Source organism: Streptomyces sp. NPDC014882, assembly GCF_043081325.1.
Taxonomy (GTDB): domain Bacteria; phylum Actinomycetota; class Actinomycetes; order Streptomycetales; family Streptomycetaceae; genus Streptomyces.
This window is the reverse complement of the sequence record NZ_JBIBWL010000011.1, coordinates 230,079-248,450: the sequence shown is the minus strand read 5'-3', so window position 1 is coordinate 248,450 and position 18,372 is coordinate 230,079. Positions and strand designations below refer to the sequence as shown.

10 protein-coding genes are annotated in these 18,372 nt (G+C 75.0%); 3 read left to right on the top strand and 7 right to left on the bottom strand.

What is annotated here, in order from left to right; translation table 11 throughout:
- Nucleotides 1-8 precede the first annotated feature (8 nt).
- The 5 genes from ACF09K_RS24640 to ACF09K_RS24620 are packed head-to-tail and all read right to left on the bottom strand — an operon-like array spanning nucleotide 9 to nucleotide 10,400.
- A complete protein-coding gene (locus ACF09K_RS24640) occupies nucleotides 9-4,952 on the bottom strand; it encodes an SDR family NAD(P)-dependent oxidoreductase (protein WP_392246732.1) in 4,944 nt (1,647 codons plus the stop codon).
- A gap of 28 nt (nucleotides 4,953-4,980) precedes the next feature.
- Nucleotides 4,981-8,139, bottom strand: a complete 3,159-nt coding sequence (locus ACF09K_RS24635; RefSeq protein WP_392246730.1) for a type I polyketide synthase — start codon at nucleotides 8,137-8,139, stop codon at nucleotides 4,981-4,983.
- 52 nt (nucleotides 8,140-8,191) lie between these two features.
- Nucleotides 8,192-8,929 (bottom strand): thioesterase II family protein, encoded by a 738-nt coding sequence (locus ACF09K_RS24630; RefSeq protein ID WP_392246728.1) that lies wholly within the window; start codon nucleotides 8,927-8,929, stop codon nucleotides 8,192-8,194.
- Entirely contained in the window at nucleotides 8,926-10,182 is a 1,257-nt protein-coding gene (locus ACF09K_RS24625) for a cytochrome P450 (RefSeq protein WP_392246726.1), read from the bottom strand. Before ACF09K_RS24625 ends, ACF09K_RS24630 begins: the two co-directional genes overlap by 4 nt.
- Nucleotides 10,179-10,400, bottom strand: coding sequence for a phosphopantetheine-binding protein (locus ACF09K_RS24620; protein WP_392246725.1), 222 nt, complete (start codon nucleotides 10,398-10,400; stop codon nucleotides 10,179-10,181). The genes ACF09K_RS24625 and ACF09K_RS24620 overlap by 4 nt, the downstream gene beginning before the upstream one ends.
- Before the next feature lie 941 nt (nucleotides 10,401-11,341).
- Here ACF09K_RS24620 and ddaH point away from each other — a divergent pair.
- The 3 genes from ddaH to ACF09K_RS24605 all read left to right on the top strand — a co-directional run bounded on the left by ddaH (nucleotide 11,342) and on the right by ACF09K_RS24605 (nucleotide 16,557).
- On the top strand, nucleotides 11,342-12,184 hold the full coding sequence (ddaH, locus tag ACF09K_RS24615) for a dimethylargininase (protein ID WP_392246724.1): 843 nt from the start codon (nucleotides 11,342-11,344) through the stop codon (nucleotides 12,182-12,184).
- A gap of 80 nt (nucleotides 12,185-12,264) precedes the next feature.
- Entirely contained in the window at nucleotides 12,265-13,134 is an 870-nt protein-coding gene (locus ACF09K_RS24610; protein ID WP_392246722.1) for a thioesterase II family protein, read from the top strand.
- A gap of 258 nt (nucleotides 13,135-13,392) precedes the next feature.
- Complete coding sequence (locus tag ACF09K_RS24605; RefSeq protein ID WP_392246720.1) at nucleotides 13,393-16,557, top strand: BTAD domain-containing putative transcriptional regulator; 3,165 nt, start codon at nucleotides 13,393-13,395, stop codon at nucleotides 16,555-16,557.
- Here ACF09K_RS24605 and ACF09K_RS24600 read toward each other — a convergent pair.
- Together ACF09K_RS24600 and ACF09K_RS24595 are read right to left on the bottom strand one after the other, a co-directional pair.
- The gene (locus ACF09K_RS24600; RefSeq protein WP_392246718.1) at nucleotides 16,541-17,302 is read right to left on the bottom strand and encodes an ABC transporter permease; all 762 of its coding nucleotides are present in this window, start codon (nucleotides 17,300-17,302) and stop codon (nucleotides 16,541-16,543) included. The genes ACF09K_RS24605 and ACF09K_RS24600 overlap by 17 nt on opposite strands.
- Complete coding sequence (locus tag ACF09K_RS24595; RefSeq protein ID WP_392246716.1) at nucleotides 17,299-18,237, bottom strand: ATP-binding cassette domain-containing protein; 939 nt, start codon at nucleotides 18,235-18,237, stop codon at nucleotides 17,299-17,301. The genes ACF09K_RS24600 and ACF09K_RS24595 overlap by 4 nt, the downstream gene beginning before the upstream one ends.
- Between the last annotated feature and the right edge of the window lie 135 nt (nucleotides 18,238-18,372).

The following is an 18,372-nucleotide window of genomic DNA, read 5'->3' as shown; positions in this document are numbered from 1 at the left end:
CTCTCCCCTTAGCCGAGCTCTTCGTCCAGCAGCGAGAGAAGCTCTCCAGCTGATGCCGAACTGATCCGGTCGACGATGCCGACCGGTGATCCGTCGCCCGCCATCGAGCGGACGCGGCCCTGCAACTCGCCGAGCAGCGTGGAGACGGTGGCCTTGTCCTCGTCCGCGAGGTCGCGGAACGCGTCCTCCAGCCGGGCGCCCAGCCCCGCTATCTCCTTGGTCAGGCGGTCGGCCGGGGATTCCGGATCACCGCCGGGTCCGGATCCGGCGGTGAGGCCCGCGGCCAGGAAGTGCGCGACGCCGCCCGGGTTCGGGTGGTCGAACGCGAGCGTGGCGGGCAGCTTCAGGCCGGTCACGGCCGTCAGCCGGTTCCGCAGCTCCAGCGCCATGAGCGAGTCGATCCCGAGGTCCTTGAACGCCGTACCGGGGCCGACCAGGCCGGTGTCGGCGTGGCCGAGGACGATCGCGGTCTGCGCCCGGACGGCGTCGAGCAGCAGCGCCTCCGCGTCGGCCCTCGGCAGCGATCCGATCCGCTGCGCGATGCCGGCGGCGGCGGCCTCCCGGTTCCCCGGGCCGCCGGCGGCGGGCGCCCCGGCCAGGGCGCGCAGGAGCGGCGAGTCCGCCCGGTCGGCGGGCGACGCACCCGGTGCCGGCAGGTCCAGGCGCGCCGGCACCAGCACCGGCTCGTCGCGGGAGAGCGCCGCGTCGAAGAGCGCGAGCCCCTCGTGCGAGGCCATCGGCCGCACGCCCTGCCGCCGCAGGCGCACGAGGTCCGCCTCACCGAGGCCGGCGCCCAGCTCGCTGCGCTCCGCCCAGTAGCCCCAGCACAGCGAGCGGGCGGCCAGTCCCTCGGCGCGGCGGGCCTCCGCCAGTCCGTTGAGGAACGCGTTGGCCGCCGCGTAGTTGGCCTGCCCCGCCGTCCCGAGCACGCTCGCGATCGAGGAGAACAGCACGAACGCGGACAGGTCCAGGTGCCTGGTCAGCTCGTGCAGGTACCAGGCGCCGTGCGCCTTCGGCGCCAGCACCGCGTCCACGCGGTCCTCGGTCAGCGCCTCGACGACCCCGTCGTCCAGCGCGGCCGCGCAGTGGACGACCGCCGTCAGCGGGTGCTCGTCCGGCACCCCGGCGATCAGCCGGGCGACGGACTCGCGGTGCGTGACGTCGCACGCCACGACCTCGACGTGCGCCCCCGCCGCGGTCAGCTCCGCCCGCAGGCCCGCCACCGCCGGAGCCGCCGGCCCCCGCCTGCCGGCCAGCAGCAGCCGGCGCACCCCGTGCCGCTCCACGAGGTGCCGGGCCAGCAGCGCCCCCAGGCCGCTGGTGCCCCCCGTGATCAGCACCGTTCCGGAGCCGAGGCCCGGCCGGTCCGCCGTGCCGCCGAGGGGGCCGCGGCCGGCGGACGCGTCGGGGACGGGGGCCAGTCGCGGGGTGGACACGGCACCGGCCCGGATCCTGAGCTGGGGTTCCCCGGTCGCGGCCGCCGCCGGGACGGCCGCCCACGAGTCGGGCCGGCCGTCCGTGTCCACGAGCGTGAACCGGCCCGGGTTCTCGGTCTGCGCGGTGCGGACGAATCCCCAGACCGCCGCCGCCACGGGGTCGGTGCGGGGGACCTGGTCGTCGTGGACCGCCCCCCGCGTCACGACGACCAGGCGCGAGCCGGAGAACCGGTCGTCGGAGAGCCAGTCCCGCGTCCACCGCAGCACGCGGTGGAGGGTGCGCTCGACGGCGGCGGGGGTGTCGTCGGCGCCCGCGTCCGCCGGGTCGACCTCGGCGATGACGACGGGGGGGACCGCCCGGCCGGAGGCGGCGAGTTCGCCGAGGCCGGCGAGGACCGCCGCGCCCCGTCCCGGGGACGCGGTGACCGCGTCGGGCTCCCCCGCCGCCCGAGGGGCGTGGGAGGCGTCCGCGCCCGGCACCGCGTACGGGTCCGTGCCCAGCACCGCGTACGGGTCCGCGGTCCGCCCGTACGGCACCGGGAGGGGCACCCAGTCCACCCGGAACAGCGCGTCCCGGTGGTCGAAGCCCGGCTCGGCCGGCTCCCCGGCCGACGTGCTCCCGGCGGTGGTCCCGGCGGTGGTCTCGGCGGGCGTGTCCAGCCAGTAGCGCTGCCGCTGGAAGGCGTACGTGGGCAACTCGACCCACCGGCCCTCCCGGGGCGGGAGCGCCGCCTCCCACGACACCGCGACGCCCGCCACGAAGGCCTCGGCCACCGACCGGTGGAACCGGGCGAGGCCGCCGTCGCCGCGGCGCAGCGAACCCACCACCACCCCGTCGGCGGCGGGGGTGGCGTCGAGCATCTCCTGGATGTTGATCGTGAGCAGCGGGTGCGGGCTGACCTCGACGAACGCGCTGCGCTCCGGGGTGAGCAGGCACCTCATGGCGGCTTCGAACCGGACCGGCTCCCGCAGGTTGCGGAACCAGTAGGCCGCGTCCAGCTCCGCGGTGTCGAGCAGATCGCCGGTCACCGTCGAGCAGAACTCCACCGGCGAGGCCGCGGGGGTGATCTCGCCCAGCTCGTCCCGGAACCGGTCCTCGAACCGGTCCATCAGCGGCGAGTGGCCGGGAACGCTCGCCGGGATCCACCGCGCGCGGACGCCCTCGGACTCGCAGGTGTCGATCAGTTCCCGGACCGCCGCGGCCCCGCCCGAGACCGTCGTCGAGTACGGGCCGTTGACCGCGGCGATCACGGCCCCGGACCCCGTCCGCTCCAGCAGTTCCCGCACCCGGTGCTCGGGCGCCACGATCCCGGCCAAGCCGCCGTCGTCGGTGCACGTGGCCAGCAGCCGGGAGCGCAGGGCCACGATCCTGGCCGCGTCCGGCAGGGACAGGGCCCCGGCGACGCAGGCCGCGGCGATCTCGCCCTGGGAGTGGCCGATCACCGCGTCCGGTGTCACCCCCAGCGAACGCCACACCCGCGCCAGCGACACCATCATCGCGAACAGCACCGGCTGGACGACGTCGATCCGGTCCAGGTCCGCCGCCCGCGGGCCGCCGCGCACGGTGTCGGCCAGCGACCAGTCCACCCACGGCTCCAGCGCCCGCGCGCACGCGCGCATCTGCTCGGCGAAGACCGGGCTCGACTCCCACAGCTCCCGCCCCATCCCCGCCCACTGCCATCCCTGGCCCGGGAACACGAACACCGTCCTGCCCACCGGCTTCGCGACGCCGGAGACCACGCCGGCGGGGTTCCTGGCCCCCTCGGCCGCGGCGGTCAGGCCGGCGAGCAGCCCGTCCCGGTCCGCACCGATCACCACGTGGCGGTGCTCGAACAGCGACCGCGTCGCCACCAGCGCGTGCCCCACCTCCCCGACCGGCAGGTCCGGGTCCGCGGCCACGACGTCCCGCAGTCGCAGCGCCTGCTCCCGCAGCGCGTCCGCCGACCGCGCCGACAGCACCCACGGCACCGCCCCGGGGGAACCGGCGGGCGCCTGCCCGGTGACGGGGTCCCCGTCACCGGCCGGACGGGCCGGGGCGTCCTCGTCCCCGGTCGCCCGGCCGGACCCCTCGGGAGCCTGGCCGGACCCCTCGGGGGCCTGGCCGGACCCCTCCGGGGCCTGCTCGAGAACGAGGTGCGCGTTCGTGCCGCTGACCCCGAAGGACGACACGCCCGCGCGCCGGGGCCGTCCCGGTGCACTGGGCCATGCCCTGGCCTCGGTCAGCAGCCGCACCGCCCCCGCCGACCAGTCCACGTGCGTCGTCGGCCGGTCCACGTGCAGCGTCCTGGGCAGCACCCCGTGCCGCATCGCCATGATCATCTTGATGATGCCGCCGACGCCCGCGGCCGCCTGCGTGTGTCCGATGTTCGACTTCAGCGAGCCCAGCCACAGCGGGTCGCCGGGATCCCGGTCCTGCCCGTAGGTGGCCAGCAGCGCCTCCGCCTCGATGGGGTCGCCCAGCCGCGTGCCGGTCCCGTGCGCCTCCACCGCGTCCACGTCGCCGAGCGACAGCCCGGCATCGGCCACGGCCGCCCGGACGACCCGCTGCTGCGCCAGTCCGCTCGGCGCGGTCAGTCCGTTGGACGCCCCGTCCTGGTTGACCGCCGAACCCCGGATCACCGCCCAGATCCGGCGCCCGTGGCGCAGCGCGTCCGACAGCCGCTCCAGCACCAGCACGCCCGCGCCCTCGCCCCAGCCGGTCCCGTCGGCCGCCTCCGCGAACGACTTGCACCGGCCGTCGGCCGACAGCCCCCGCTGCCGGGCGACCTCCACGAACATCCCCGGGGTCGGCATGGCCGACACGCCGCCGGCCAGCGCCAGGGTGCACTCACCGGAGCGCAGGGACCGCACCGCCTGGTGGACGGCGACCAGCGACGACGAGCACGCGGTGTCGGTCGACACCGCCGGGCCCTCCAGACCCAGCACGTACGCCACCCGGCCCGAGGCCACGCTGGTGTACGTCCCCGTGATCGCGAAGCCCTCCACCTCGCCGGCCGCCCCGCCGCCCATCCGCGGGCCGTAGTCGACCCCGTAGATCCCGGTGAACACCCCGGTCGCCGAGCCCCGCAGCGCGGCCGGGTCGACGCCCGCCCGTTCCAGCGCCTCCCACGACGTCTCCAGCATCAGCCGCTGCTGCGGATCCATCGCCAGCGCCTCTCGCGGGCTGATCCCGAAGAACGCCGGGTCGAACTCCGCGAGACCGGCCAGGAACCCTCCCGAGCGCGTGTACGTCTTCCCGTGCGCCCCGGGATCCGGGTCGTAGAGCGCGTCCACGTCCCACCCGCGGTCCGCCGGGAAGTCGCCCATCGCGTCCACCCCGTCGGACACGACCTCCCACAGCCCCTCGGGGGACGTCACCCCGCCCGGGAAGCGGCATCCCACGCCCACGACCGCGACGGGCTCGCGAGCGGACTCCTCCAGCTCGCGCACCCGCTCGCGCAGGGCCTGCGCGTCGCCGACGGCGCGGCGCAAGTAGGACCGGAGCTTGTCGACGTCCTCCACCAGGGCCTCCCCCAAGAAAAGTTGCTCAGAAGAACAGGCGCGGTCATACGTAGCCGCGGTCGATCAGTTCGTACAGATCGTCGTCACTGCGACTTTCCAGGGGCTTTTCCTCCGCCGCCTCCGCCGTCTCCGGGGCCGTCCGGGCGGCCGGGGCCGCCGGGGCCGCCGGGGCCGCCGGGGTCTCCGGGGCTCCGGGCGTCCGCGGCGCGAGGAGGGAGAAGAGGTGGTGACCGAGCGCCCGCGGGGTCGGGTAGGTGAACGCGACGGTGGCCGGGAGCCGCACACCGGCCGCCGCGGTGAGCCGGTTGCGGAGCCGCACGGCCATCGACGAGTCGAAACCCAGGTCCTTGAAGGTCTCGGCCGACCTCGCCGCGAGGTCGGCGCCCGTCAGGTCCGTGCCCTTCGCGCTCAGCACCGCCGCCGTCTCGGCGCACACCAGGTCGCGGACCGCCCGCTGCGAACCCAGGTCCGCCGTGGGGGTGTGCGCGCCCCGCCCGCCCGCGGGTCCGGAGGAGCCCGGGCCCACGGCGCCGGCGTCGTCGGGCGCGGTCAGCCAGTACCGCTGCCGTTGGAAGGGGTAGGCCGGCAGGCCGATCCGGCGCGGCCGGCCCGCGGCGAACGCCGCCCCCCAGTCCACCGGCACACCGCGCACGTACAGCTCGGCCAGCGACGCCAGGACCTTCCCCGCGCTCCCGTCGTCCCTGTGCAGGGTGCCCACCACCACCGGCGAGACCGCCAGCGCGTCGGCGGTCTCCTCCATCGCCACCGCGAGCACCGGGTGCGGACTGACCTCCACGAACACGCCGCCGCGGTCCCGCATCAGGCCTTCGACGACCTCGCCGAAACGCACCGTCGAACGCAGGTTGTCGTACCAGTACGAGCCGTCGAGCCGCCGCGTGTCGAGCGGCCCCCCGGTGACCGTGGAGTGGAACTCCACCTCCGACCTGCGCGCCGAGACGCCCGAGGTGGCCTCGAGCACCCGGTCGCGGATGCGTTCGACCTGGTGGGAGTGCGACGCGTACGCGATCCTGACCCTGCGCATCCGGACACCGTCACCGGCGGCCGCCGCGGCGAACTGGTCCAGTGCCTCGAGGTCCCCGGAGACCACCACGGAGGCCGGCCCGTTGACCGCCCCCACGGAGAGCCGCCCGGCCCACCGCCCCAGCCGGTCCTCGACCCAGGCGAGGGGCGCGGCCACCGCGCTCAGGCCGCCCAGGCCGGCCAGCTCGGTCAGCGCCCGGCTGCGCAGGGCGACGATCCGCGCCGCGTCCTCGAGGGAGATCGCGCCCGCCGCGCACGCCGCGGCGATCTCTCCCTGCGAGTGCCCCACCACCGCGTCGGGGACCACTCCCAGCGAGCGCCACAGCCGTGCCAGGGACACCATCATCGCGAACAGCGCCGGCTGGACCACGGCGTCCCCGCGCTCCAGCGACGGCGCCGACTCCGCGCCGGTCACCAGGTCCACCAGTGACCAGTCCAGCCACGGTTCCAGGGCACGCGCGCACGCGTCGATCGCGCGCGCGAACACCTCCGACTCCGCGTACAGCCGCCTTCCCATGTCCGGCCACTGCGATCCCTGGCCGGGGAACACGAAGACGACCGGGCCCGCCGGCTCCGCGGCCGTCCCGCGGACCGTCCGCGCCGAACCGCCGCCCGCCGCCACCAGGTCGAGACCGGCCAGCGCCTCCTCGCGGCCGGCGCCGAGCACCACCGCCCGGTGCTCGAACGACGACCGCGCCGACACCAGCGCGTGTCCCACGTCGGCCGTCGACAGCGACGCGTCCGCGACCACGAGGTCCCACAGCCGTGTCGCCTGTTCCCGCAGCGCCGGCTCCGTGCGCGCCGACAGCACCCACGGCACCACCCCGAAGACGCCCGCGGAGGCCGGCTCCGCGGCACGGGGGTGCGCCCGCTGCCCGGGGGCCTGTTCGAGGACGACGTGCGCGGTGGTGCCCCCCATCCCGACCGACGACACCCCCGCGCGCCGCGGCCGGCCCGGGGCTCCGGGCCAGGGCCGCGCGGCCCGGAGCACCTCGAAGTGCTCCGGGAAGTCCGGGACGGCGGGGTTCGGGGACCGGAAGTTCGGATTCGGGACCAGGTGGGCGCGGTCCACGCAGAGCGCCGCCTTCACGAAGCCGACGATCCCCGCGGCCGGCTCCAGGTGCCCGACGTTCGCCTTCACCGAGCCGATCACCAGGGGGCGGCTCCGGCCGGTCTCCCGGAACACCTCGCGCAGGCCGGCCAGCTCGGCCGGGTCCCCGAGCCGTGTGCCGGTGCCGTGGGCCTCGACGTAGTCGACGCCGTCGAACGGGACGGCCGCGCGCCCGAGGGCGGACAGCACGGCTGCCGCCTGCCCGCCGGGGCTGGGGTCCGGCATCCGGGAGGACGCGCCGCCGTTGCCGACGCCCCAGCCCCGGACCACCGCGTAGACGTGGTCGCCGTCGGCGATCGCGAGGTCGAGCCGCTTCAGCAGGACGAACGCTCCGCCCTCCCCCCGGACGAACCCGTTGGCCCGTTCGTCGAAGGGGAAGCAGCGGCCGTCGGGGGAGAGGGCGCCCAGGTTCGCCAGGCCGAGTCCCGCGTCCGGATCGACGATCAGGTGCACGCCGCCCGCGATCGCCATGTCGACCGCGCCGCCGCGTATCCGTTCGCACACCAGCGCCAGCGACACGAGGGAGGAGGACTGGCCCGAGTCCGCGCAGAAACTCATTCCGCGGACGTCGAACAGGCGCGAGATCCGGTTCGCGACCAGCGCGCCGCTCGAACCGAGCGCGGCGTAGTGGTCGTCCCGGTCGCTGCCGGACAGCCTGCGCAGCAGCTCGTACCCCGAGGGCGCGGCGCCGACCACGACGTCGATCTCGCGGCCCGCGAGCGCGGCCGCCGGGACACCGGCGTCCTCGACGGCCTCCCAGGCGAGTTCCAGCCCCAGCCGCTGCACGGGGTCCATGGCGGCCGCCTCCGCCGGGGACGTTCCGAAGAACTCCGCGTCGAACCCGTCGACGGAATCGAGGAACGAACCCGCGTCGAGGGTGGCGGCGTCGGGGTGGGGCGTGCGGTTCGCGTCGGCGGCCCGGTGCCCGGGAAACGTGCCGAGGGTCGACCTCCCGTCGAGCAGCAGGCGCCAGAACTCCTCCGGGTCGCGCACGCCGGGGAAGCGGCACGACATCCCGATGACGGCGATGCCGGTGGCTGCACCACTCATACGATTTCCTTCCGGTTCCCTCGGGGTACGGCTCTCGCGGGCGGAACCGCCCTCACCGCCAACGGGTCAGCAGCTTCCGCAGCTCGTCCGGCGCGTCCATGAAGTCGTAGTGGCCGCCGTCGACGACCCGGAACTCGACGGAGTCCGCGTACCGGCGCCACCCCTGGAGCGCGTCGAGGCTCACGTCGGGGTCGTCCCGCCAGTGCAGGACGACGACGGGGCACGGCAGCGCGACCGGCTCCTCCCGCCGGTACGCGCCCGCGGCGGCGTGATCGCGGAGCAGCACCATGAGGCCGAGGTCGACCATGTCCGGCCGCGGCTCGACGCCCCGGCCGCGCAGGAACGACTCGACCTCGGCGCGCAGTTCGGGCTCGGTCAGGGTGAGCATCCGGTCGCGTGCGGCGTCGTGCGGTGCCGGCTGGCCCGACACGAAGAGGCGGTCCGGGCCGGGCAGGCCGAGTTCGGCGAGCCGGACCGCGGTCTCGTACGCGGGCAGCGCGCCCGCGCAGTGCCCGAAGAACGCGAACGGCCGGTCGAGCAGCGGCACCAGGGGGTCGACCAGGTCGGCGGCCAGGCGCTCGTAGGTGCCGTAGTGGGGCTCGGCCAGCCGGTTCTCACGGCCGGGGAACTGCACCGGGCAGACCTCCACGCCGTCGATCGCGGCCGGCCAGGCGCTGAAGGCCGAGGCCCCGGACCCGGAGAAGGGGAAGCAGAAGATCCGGGCCGGGTGGCCGGCGGCCGGCGGCCGGACGAACCACGGGGACGCGGCGGCGGTGGATCCGGAGGTCATGGCGTCTTTCGTTTCTGGGCGACGACGGGGAGGTGGGTCATCCCGGCGATGAAGTACGACCGCAGGTGCTGCGGTTCGCCGTCGAGCTCGATCGATCCGAACCGCCGGAGCAGTTCTTCGAAGAAGACGCGCAGGGTCAGCCGGGCCAGCGGCGCCCCGACGCAGAAGTGCGGCCCGAACCCGAACGCGATCTGGCGCTTCGCGCCCTCCCGCGTGATGTCGAACTCGTGCGGGTCGGTGAACCGGGACGCGTCCCGGTTGGCCGACCCGATCCACGCGACGACCGCCCCGCGGGCCGGGACCGTGCCCCCGCCGATGCGGACGTCGTCCACCGCGTACCGCATGAAGTTGCACGCGGCCGACGTCCAGCGCAGTCCCTCCTCGACGAGGTTCGGGACCAGCGACGGGTCGGCCTGCGCCTTCGCGAACTGCTCGGGCCGCTCGATGAGGGCGTGCACGGTGCCCGAGACGGTGTGCGGCGTGGTCACGTTGGCGCCCAGGAGGATGCTGTAGCCGTCGAGGGCGATCTCCTCGTCGGTCAGCGGCTCGTCCCCCGCGCGGGCGGTCATGAGGTGGTCGAGGAGGCTGCCGTCCTCGCCCCCGGCCGACCGTCGCCGCTTCACCCACTCGGTGACGTAGGTGACGAGCTCGTGGTGGGCGATGGCCAGCGTCGCGGCCTCGCCGCCGTGCCGGAAGTGCGGGTCCGAGGGGGCCGTCACCATCGCGGTGAGCTGGACGAGTTCGGCCCAGTCCCGCTCGGGGATCCCCAGCAACGGGCCCGTGACGATGGCCGGCAGGAGCAGCGCCCGCTCGGCCAGGTCGAAGGTGCCGCCGTCGAGCGCCGGCTCGAGGAAGCGCACGATCGCCTGCCGGATCCGGTCCTCCCAGGGCGCCACCGCCCGCGCGGTGAGCGTGGCGCCGATGGCCCGGCGGACCTGGGTGTGCCGCGGCGGGTCGGTGGACGTCAGCAGCCTGCCCGCCGCGACGTCGTCCACCCCGAGGTGGGTGACCACCGTGCCGCGCTCCGAGGTGAACTCCCGGTGGTCGCCGAGCACCCGGCAGACGTCGTCGTAGCGGGTCACCGACCAGAACTCCCGGCCGTCCGGGAGGACCTGGTGGTGCAGGGGCGCCTTCGCCCGCATCACGTCCCAGACCGGGTGCGGGTCGCCCGAGGTGTAGAGGTCCAGGTCGAACAGGTCGACGCGGTCGAGGTCGAGGTCGAGGTCGCGTGCGGCACCCGGCGTCAACCTCACGTCCGCGCCCTCCCCTGCTCGATCAGCTCGGCGACCCGGGCCGGGGTCTGTGCCAGGTAGAAGGCGCGCACGGACAGTCCGACGCCGTAGTCCCGGGACACCCGGTCGATGATCTTGATGCCGATCAGCGAGTTGCCGCCGAGCGCGAAGAAGTCGTCGTCCGGACCGACCTCTTGGCCGTCGAGGTGTTCCCCCCACAGCGCCGATATCTCCCGCACGAGTGACGCCGGCGCACCCGGGGGCGCGGTGTGCGGTTCCGGTGTCTCGTCCTGTCCACCTCGCCGGTGGACCCGCGGCCACGATTCCATCGCCAGCCTTTCCTTGTCTCCGCCGGACGGGAATTCCCGCCCGCGTCGTCATCGGCTCCGTCGCCTGACCGTCACCGCCGCGACGGCCGCCCGGGCCTTTTCCGCCGTCCCGCCGACGGGATGGATTCCGCGAACGGCCGGACGGACGTCTCGTGTTCTCTTCGGATCACGCCGTTTCTCTTCGGATCACGCCGTGCCGGTGATGTCCGGTGCCGGCCGGACGGTGCCGGCCGGACGGGGTCGGACGGGGTCGACCGGACGGGGTCGGGAGCGGGGCGGCGGGTTTGCGGGCCGGCGCCGTCCACAGGCGTTCGGTGCCTGTCGTCCGGCGGCCGGCCGGTGACGCGGTGTCATCGGTCCCGGGGCGGGAAGCGGTCCCGTCCCGGCCGGAACCGGGGCGGGCGGCCGGTTGGGCCGCCGCTTCGGACGGTGCGCCCGGGAACCTGACGCCAAGCTAAGTGGCCGGGGAAACGCAGGGCAAGAGATGGCGGTGCGGACGCCCCGCCGGGCTGCACCCGTCCCGTCGACGGGACAGCAAGGGGGTGCCCGCACGCTCCGGTCGATTCCCGCGGTCGATTCCCGCGACTGGTCCCGCGGCTGATTCCCGCGGCCGCTTTCACCGGGGAGGCGATTTCCCGGGTGTATGTTCCTGGCCGACACCGTCCCCGGACACATGGACCGGGGACCGGTTCCCGCTGGAAATCGCAGCGCACGGGCAGGGCGATCCTCCTTCCCCCGAAATGCCGGGCCGGCCGCCAGAAGCGCCGGTCCGGCACTCCGCTTCCCCTCCCGGAACCGTGCCGGAACCAACTCAGGAATTCTCGGCGTTCCGCCGACAGAAGGGACTCCAGGTGCCTCACGTACAGCCGGAACGGACGACGCAGGAACAGCGGACGGCAGCGCCTCGGCGTTATCTGATGTGCCGCCCCACGCACTTCGACGTCACGTACTCGATCAATCCGTGGATGGACCCGGACCGCCCCACCTCGGCGGAGACGGGACTGGCCCAGTGGAAGCAGCTGTTCGAGACGTTCGTCGGTCTGGGCCACGACGTGCGGCTGATCGAGCCGGTGCCGGGGCTTCCCGACATGGTCTTCGCCGCGAACGGCGCCGTCGTGGTGGACGGCAAGGTGCTCGTCGCGCGCTTCCGGCACCCCCAGCGCAGGGACGAGTCCGCGGCCTACCTGGAGTGGTTCGGCCGCGGCGGCTGGTCCACGGTCCGGCAGGCGGAGTACGTCAACGAGGGCGAGGGCGACTTCCTCTGCACCGGCGGGGAGATCCTGGCCGGCACCGGTTTCCGCTCCGACCCGCGGGCCCACGACGAGGTGCGCGAGTTCTTCGGGCGCCCCGTGATCAGCCTGTCCCTCGTCGATCCGCGGTTCTACCACCTCGACACGGCCCTGGCCGTGCTCGGGGACGACGAGATCATGTACAACCCGGCGGCGTTCTCCCCGCAGAGCCGGGCCGTGCTGGCCGAGCGGTTCCCGGACGCGATCCTGGCCGGGGAGGCCGACGCCGCCGTGTTCGGCCTCAACGCGCTGTCGGACGGCCGCAACGTCGTCCTGCCGCGGGCGGCCACCGGTCTCGCGGCACAGCTGCGCGAGCGCGGCTACCATCCCGTCGGCGCCGATCTGACCGAACTGCTGAAGGCCGGGGGCAGCGTCAAGTGCTGCACGCTCGAACTCCGGGAATGAGCCGCGGGGCCGCGTGAGGGCGGCGCGGTCCGCGGGCCGGCCCCGGCGGGACGACCGCACGGGAACGCGAGGGAGGAACGATGACCGTCACACGCCGTCACGCCACCGTGCACAACGCGTGGATCCGGCAGTTCCACGATCCCGGAGGCGACGGCCCCGTCCTGGTCTGCCTCCCCCACGCCGGGGGTTCGGCGTCGGCCCACCTTCCCCTCTCCGCGGAGCTGTCCGCCGCGGCCGAGGTGCTGATCGTGCAGTACCCGGGCCGGCAGGACCGGCTGGCCGAGCCCGCCCTGGGGGATCTCCGGCAGCTGGCGGACCGGATCGCGCACGCCCTGCTGCCCTGGCGGGACCGGCCGCTGGCCCTCTTCGGGCACAGCATGGGCTCCCTCCTGGCGTACGAGGTGGCGCTGCGGCTCGAACGGCGCCGGGGCCGCCCCCTCGTGGGGCTGGTCGTCTCGGGCCGGGCCGCCCCGTCCGTCCCGTCCGACCGGGGGGTGCACACCATGGACGACGAGCGCCTCACCGGGCACCTGGCCGAACTCGCGGGCACACCGCCCGCGTTGCTGGCCGACAGGGAACTCCTGGCCACCGTGCTCCCCTCGGTGCGTGCCGACTTCAGGGCGGTGGAGACCTACCGGGACCATGCCGGCCACCGGGTCGGGTGTCCCATCAGCAGTTACCGCGGGACGAAGGACGCGGGTGTGTCGCGCGACGGCCTCGGGAAGTGGGCCGGCTACACGACCGGGCGGTGGACGGCCAGGCTCTTCGACGGCGGCCACTTCTACCTGCAGTCCCGGGAGCGCGAGGTGGCCCGGGCCGTCCTCCAGGACCTGGCGGCCTTCACCGCGCGGGGGACGGCGGGGCCCGACGGCCGGCCGGCCGGTACGCCGGCCGCCCCCACCGCCGCCCCGGCCGCCCCGGCCGCCCCGGCTCGGGACCTCGCCGGATGACGCCGCCGCCGGCAGGTCCGCGCCCGCACCGCCTCCGCGGTCCTCGCCCCGCCGCTCCGTACGCGCCCGCTCCCTGACGGGGACGCGCCGCGGGACCGGGAACCGCCCGCGCCCCCGCCCGCGCCTCCGCCCGCGCCCCCGTCCGCGCCCCCGTCCGCACCTCCCGTCGGCGCCGGTCCGGCCGCGGCTCCACGGCAACCTCGCGCGGGGCGCGGACGGTTGGGTGCCCGCCGTGAACGCCCGTGGCAAAATCAGCGCGTGCAGATCAAGGTGCTGGGTCCATTCGAGGTGCGCGGGGACGACGGCGGCTTGGTCGACGTGCCGGGCGCGCGACTGCGCGGACTGCTGATCGCCCTGGCGCTCAAACCGGGGCACGTGGTTCCGAAGGCGTCGCTCGTCGACTGGATCTGGGGGGAACACCCGCCCGCCGACGCGGCGAACGCCCTGCAGCGCCTGGTCTCCCGGCTGCGGAAGGCCCTTCCGGACGGGGTGGTGGAGGGGCAGCCGGACGGCTACCGGCTGACGGTGGAGCCCGACGCCGTCGACGCCGTGCGGTTCGAGCGCCTCCTCGCCGCCGGCCGGGCCGGCGGCGAGGACGTCTCCCGGCGTGTGCGGCTCCTGCGCGAGGCCCTCGGGCTGTGGCGCGGTGCGGCCCTGCAGGACGTCGGTGTGCAGGACGGCGCCGCGTTCGACGCCGCGGTCGTCCGGCTCGAGGGGTTGCGCCTGGCCGCCGCGGAGGAGCGGTTCGACGCGGAGGTCGCCCTCGGGCGCGGTGCGGAGGCGGTCCCGGAGCTGACCGACCTGGTGGCCGCGCACCCGGTGCGGGAACGGCTCGTCGCCGCGCTGATGCGCGCCCTCGTCGCGGCCGGCCGCGACAGCGAGGCGCTGCTGGTGTACCAGCGGGCGAGGGAGGCCCTCGCCGACGCGCTGGGTGTCGACCCCTCGCCGGAGCTGGCCGCGCTGCACGTCGCGCTGCTGCGGGGCGAGCTGGGGCAGGGCCTGCGGCGGCGGGAGGCGGACCGCAGGACCAACCTGCGCGCCGAGCTGACCACCTTCGTCGGCAAGGACGCCGACGTCGCCGCGGTCCGCGGGCTCGTCGCCGAGCACCGGCTGACCACCGTGATCGGGCCGGCCGGCTCGGGGAAGTCCCGACTGGCCACGGAGACCGCGCGCACCCTGCTCGACGGACTGCCGGACGGGGTCTGGCTGGTGGAGCTCGCCGGCCTCCGCGCGGACGGTGACGTGGCCGACGTGACGCAGTCGACGCTCACCGCGCTCGGTCTCCGGGACGCCCTGCTCGGCGGGGCCCCGAACACGGAGCTGACGGACCGGCTCGTCGCCGCGGTCCGCGAGCGGGAGGCGCTGCTGATCCTGGACAACTGCGAGCACGTGATCGAGGCCGCGGCGGTGTTCGCCCACCGGGTGCTCGGGGAGTGCCGGCGGCTGCGGATCCTGGCGACGAGCCGGGAACCGCTCGGCATCACCGGGGAGGCGCTGTGGCTGGTCGAGCCGCTGGCCCTTCCGGAGGGGGACGCGGGACCCGGTGAGATCGAGGCCTCGCCGGCCGTCCGGCTGCTGCGGGACCGGACCGGGGCGGTGCGCCGGGATCTCTGGGTCGACGCCCGCACCCTGGCGACGATGGCGCGCGTCTGCCGGACGCTGGACGGGATGCCGCTGGCGATCGAACTGGCCGCGGCCCGGTTGCGGACCATGTCCATCGACCAGCTCGCCGACCGGCTCGACGACCGGTTCCGCCTGCTGACCAGCGGCAGCCGGACCGCGATGCCGCGGCACAGGACGCTGCGCGCGGCCGTCGACTGGAGCTGGGAGCTGCTCACCCACGCCGAGCGGGTGGTCCTGCGCAGGCTCTCGGTGTTCTCCGGCGGGGCGGGCCTGGAGGCGGCCGAACGGGTCTGCGCGGGCGGCGTGGTCGAGCAGGAGCAGGTGCTGGAGCTGCTCACCGCGCTGACCGAGAAGTCGCTGCTGCTCGCCGAGGGCGCCGGCGCCCCGCGCTACCGCATGATCGGCACGATCAGGGAGTACGCCCGGCACCGGCTCGCGGAGGCGGGGGAATCGGACCGGACGCGCCGCGCCCACCTGGCGTACTTCACCGAGCTCGCCGAGACCGCGGAGCCGCACCTGCGCCGCGCCGAGCAGCTGGAGTGGCTGGCCATGCTGGAGGCCGAGCACGACAACATAGGCGCGGCGATGGGCGGCGCGCTCGCGGCGGGCGAGGCGCAGGCGGCGATGCGGCTCGCGGCGGGCGCGGGCTGGTACTGGTGGCTCGGCGGGCACCGGACCGAGGGCTTCGAGCTGATCACCACGGCCACCAGGACGCCCGGCGAGGTGAGCGACGAGGTCCGCGCCATGGTGTACGCGCTGGTCGTCCTGTTCGTGAGCTCGGGGCGGGGCGACGAGCGCCAGGCCGCGCGGTGGATCCACGAGGCGTACCGGTTCAGCCGGCGCAGCGGGCACCGCTCCCCGCTGCTGGGACTCGTCACCGCGCTGGAACGCATGCTGCAGGCGCCCGACGCGTTCCTGCCCGCGTTCGAGCCGCTGCTCGACAACGAGGACCCCTGGGTGCGCGCCCTGGCCCGGCTGCACCTGGGCAAGATGCGGATCATGCTCGGCCGGGACGGGCGGGACGCGGACGCGCACCTGGAGAGGGCGCTCACCGAGTTCCGGGCGCTCGGGGAGCGGTTCGGGATCTCGTTCGCCCTGACCGAGCTGGCGGACCGGATCGCCGTGCGCGGCGAGTTCGCGAGTGCGTGCGGGCACTACGAGGAGGCGATCGCGGTCGTCACCGAGATCGGCACCACCGAGGACGTCATCCGGATGCGGTCGCGGCAGGCGCAGCTGTACCGGCTGCTGGGCGACGAGGCCGGCGCCGCCGCCGCCATCGCCGAGGCGCAGCGGCGCGCGGAGCGCGTCACCTGGCCGGACGCGCTGGCCGAGCTGGCCCTCGCGAAGGCGGAGCTCGCCCGGTGGGGCGGCGACGCCGAGGAGGCGCACCGGCAACTCGGTGTCGTGACGGCCGTACTGGGCGACGAGGCGGAGCGGGCGGACATCCGCGCGGTGCGGCACGACCTGCTCGGCTATCTCGCCGACGACCTCGACGAGTCCCGGGCGCACCGCGCGGCGGCCTGCGAGGCGGCGTCCGAGGCACGGTACGCGCCGCTGACCGCGCAGGTCCTCGTCGGGGTCGCGGACCTGGCACTGCGCCGCGACGAGTACGAGCAGGCCGCGCGGCTGCTCGCGGCGAGCACGGACGTACGCGGGCTGCAGGACCGTTCCCACCCGGACGCGGCCCGCATCGAGCGGAGCGCGCGCGGCCGCCTCGGCGACGCGCGGTTCGCCGAGGCGGCTCGGGAGGGGACGCGGACCGGCTGGTCTCAGCTGGTCGGGGTCACGCTCGCTTCTTGAAGGTGGACACCGCCCACACGTACCCGAGGAGGGTGAGCCCGACGCACCAGGCGACGGCCGCGATCGCGTCGCCGCTCGACGGGTCGCCCGCCAGCAGCCCGCGCAGCGTCTCGATGATGGGGGTGAAGGGCTGGTACTCCGCGAACTGCCGCGCGCCGGCCCCCATGGTGTCCGCGGGCACGAACGCGCTGCTCAGGAACGGCAGCATGATCAGCGGCACGGTGGCCAGGCCCGCCGACTCCGCGGTCTTCGCGGCCAGCCCCAGGGCGATGGTGAGCCAGCTGGTCGCGAAGGTGAGCAGCACGACGAGACCGAGCACACCGAGCCAGTCCAGGGCGCTCGCCTCCGGGTCGAACCCCATCGCGAAGGCCACCCCGACGATGGCCGTGCAGGCCACCAGGCAGCGCACCGTGGTGACGACGACCTGCCCGGTCAGCACGGCGCCGCGGGAGACGTCCATGGCCTTGAACCGGTTGATGACGCCCTTCCTCATGTCGTCGTTCACGGCCGCCGCGGTGGAGCCCAGCCCGTAGCTGACGGCCATCACGAGCAGCCCCGGCGTCACGTAGTCGATGTACTCCTCACCGACGCTGAAGGCGCCACCGAGCACCTTGACGAACATGAGCATGATCACGATGGGGAACAGGACCGCGTTGAACAGCACCAGCGGGTTGCGCAGGGTGTGCTTCAGGTTGCGGCGCAGCATGATCACCGAGTCGGCCATCGCCGTCGAGAGACTGCTCACTGGGCGACCGCCTCCGCGCTCGGGCGCCCGGTCAGGGCGAGGAAGACGTCGTCGAGGTCCGGGGTGTGCACGGAGAACTCCTGGGCGTTGATGTCGTGCTCGTCGAGCCGGTCGAGCAGGGCCCGCAGCGACCTCGACTGGCCGTCGCTGGGCATCCGCAGGATCAGTTCCTGGTCGTCCCTCGTGGCCCCGGCCAGGACCCGCGCCGCCGCGTCGAGCTCGTCGAGGTCCGCGAACCGGAGCCGGACGTGGGTGCCGGGGACCTGGCGCTTGAGCTCCTCGGGGGTGCCCTGGGCGACCAGCCGGCCCTGGTCGAGGACGACGACCTGGTCGGCGAGCTGGTCGGCCTCCTCGAGGTACTGGGTGGTGAGGAAGATGGTGGTGCCGTCGGCCACCAGCTCGCGGACGATCCCCCACATCGTGCGCCGGCTGCGCGGGTCGAGACCCGTCGTCGGCTCGTCCAGGAAGATGATCCGCGGGCTGCCGACCAGCGTCATCGCCAGGTCCAGCTTGCGGCGCATGCCCCCGGAGTAGGTCGACGACATCTTGTCCGCCGCCTCCACCAGGTCGAACCGCTCCAGCAGCCGCGCGACCACCTGGTCACCGGAGCGCACGCGCTTGAGGTCCGCCATCAGCTGGAGGTTCTCCCGGCCCGACAGCAGCTCGTCCACCGCGGCGAACTGACCGGTCACCCCGATGGCCGCGCGGACCTGCCGGGTCTCGGTGGCCACGTCGTGCCCGGCCACGCGCACCGTCCCGGCGTCGGCCTTCAGCAACGTCGCCAGGACGTTCACCGTCGTCGTCTTGCCCGCGCCGTTCGGGCCGAGCATGGAGAAGACCGAGCCCGCGGCGACATCGAAGTCGAGGCCGTCGAGCACGGCCTTGTCGCCGAACGCCTTGCGCAGTCCTGTGACTGCGATTGCCGTACTTGTCATGTTCCCACTCTCCTCACCGGGCCGGACGCCGACCGGTCACGCCCCTGACACGGGCGCTGACACGGGCGCTGACGCGGCGCCCCCGCCGGCGGGTGGTGCCGGCACCGCTCGTGGTCCTCCTCCGGGCCGGGGCCG

What these genes read in the sequence shown, in the direction of transcription:
- ACF09K_RS24635 (WP_392246730.1), bottom strand. Translation starts at nt 8,139, where the DNA reads ATGAGTGGTGCAGCCACCGGCATCGCCGTCATCGGGATGTCGTGCCGC.
- ACF09K_RS24630 (WP_392246728.1), bottom strand. Translation starts at nt 8,929, where the DNA reads ATGACCTCCGGATCCACCGCCGCCGCGTCCCCGTGGTTCGTCCGGCCG.
- ACF09K_RS24610 (WP_392246722.1), top strand. Translation starts at nt 12,265, where the DNA reads ATGACCGTCACACGCCGTCACGCCACCGTGCACAACGCGTGGATCCGG.
- ACF09K_RS24595 (WP_392246716.1), bottom strand. Translation starts at nt 18,237, where the DNA reads ATGACAAGTACGGCAATCGCAGTCACAGGACTGCGCAAGGCGTTCGGC.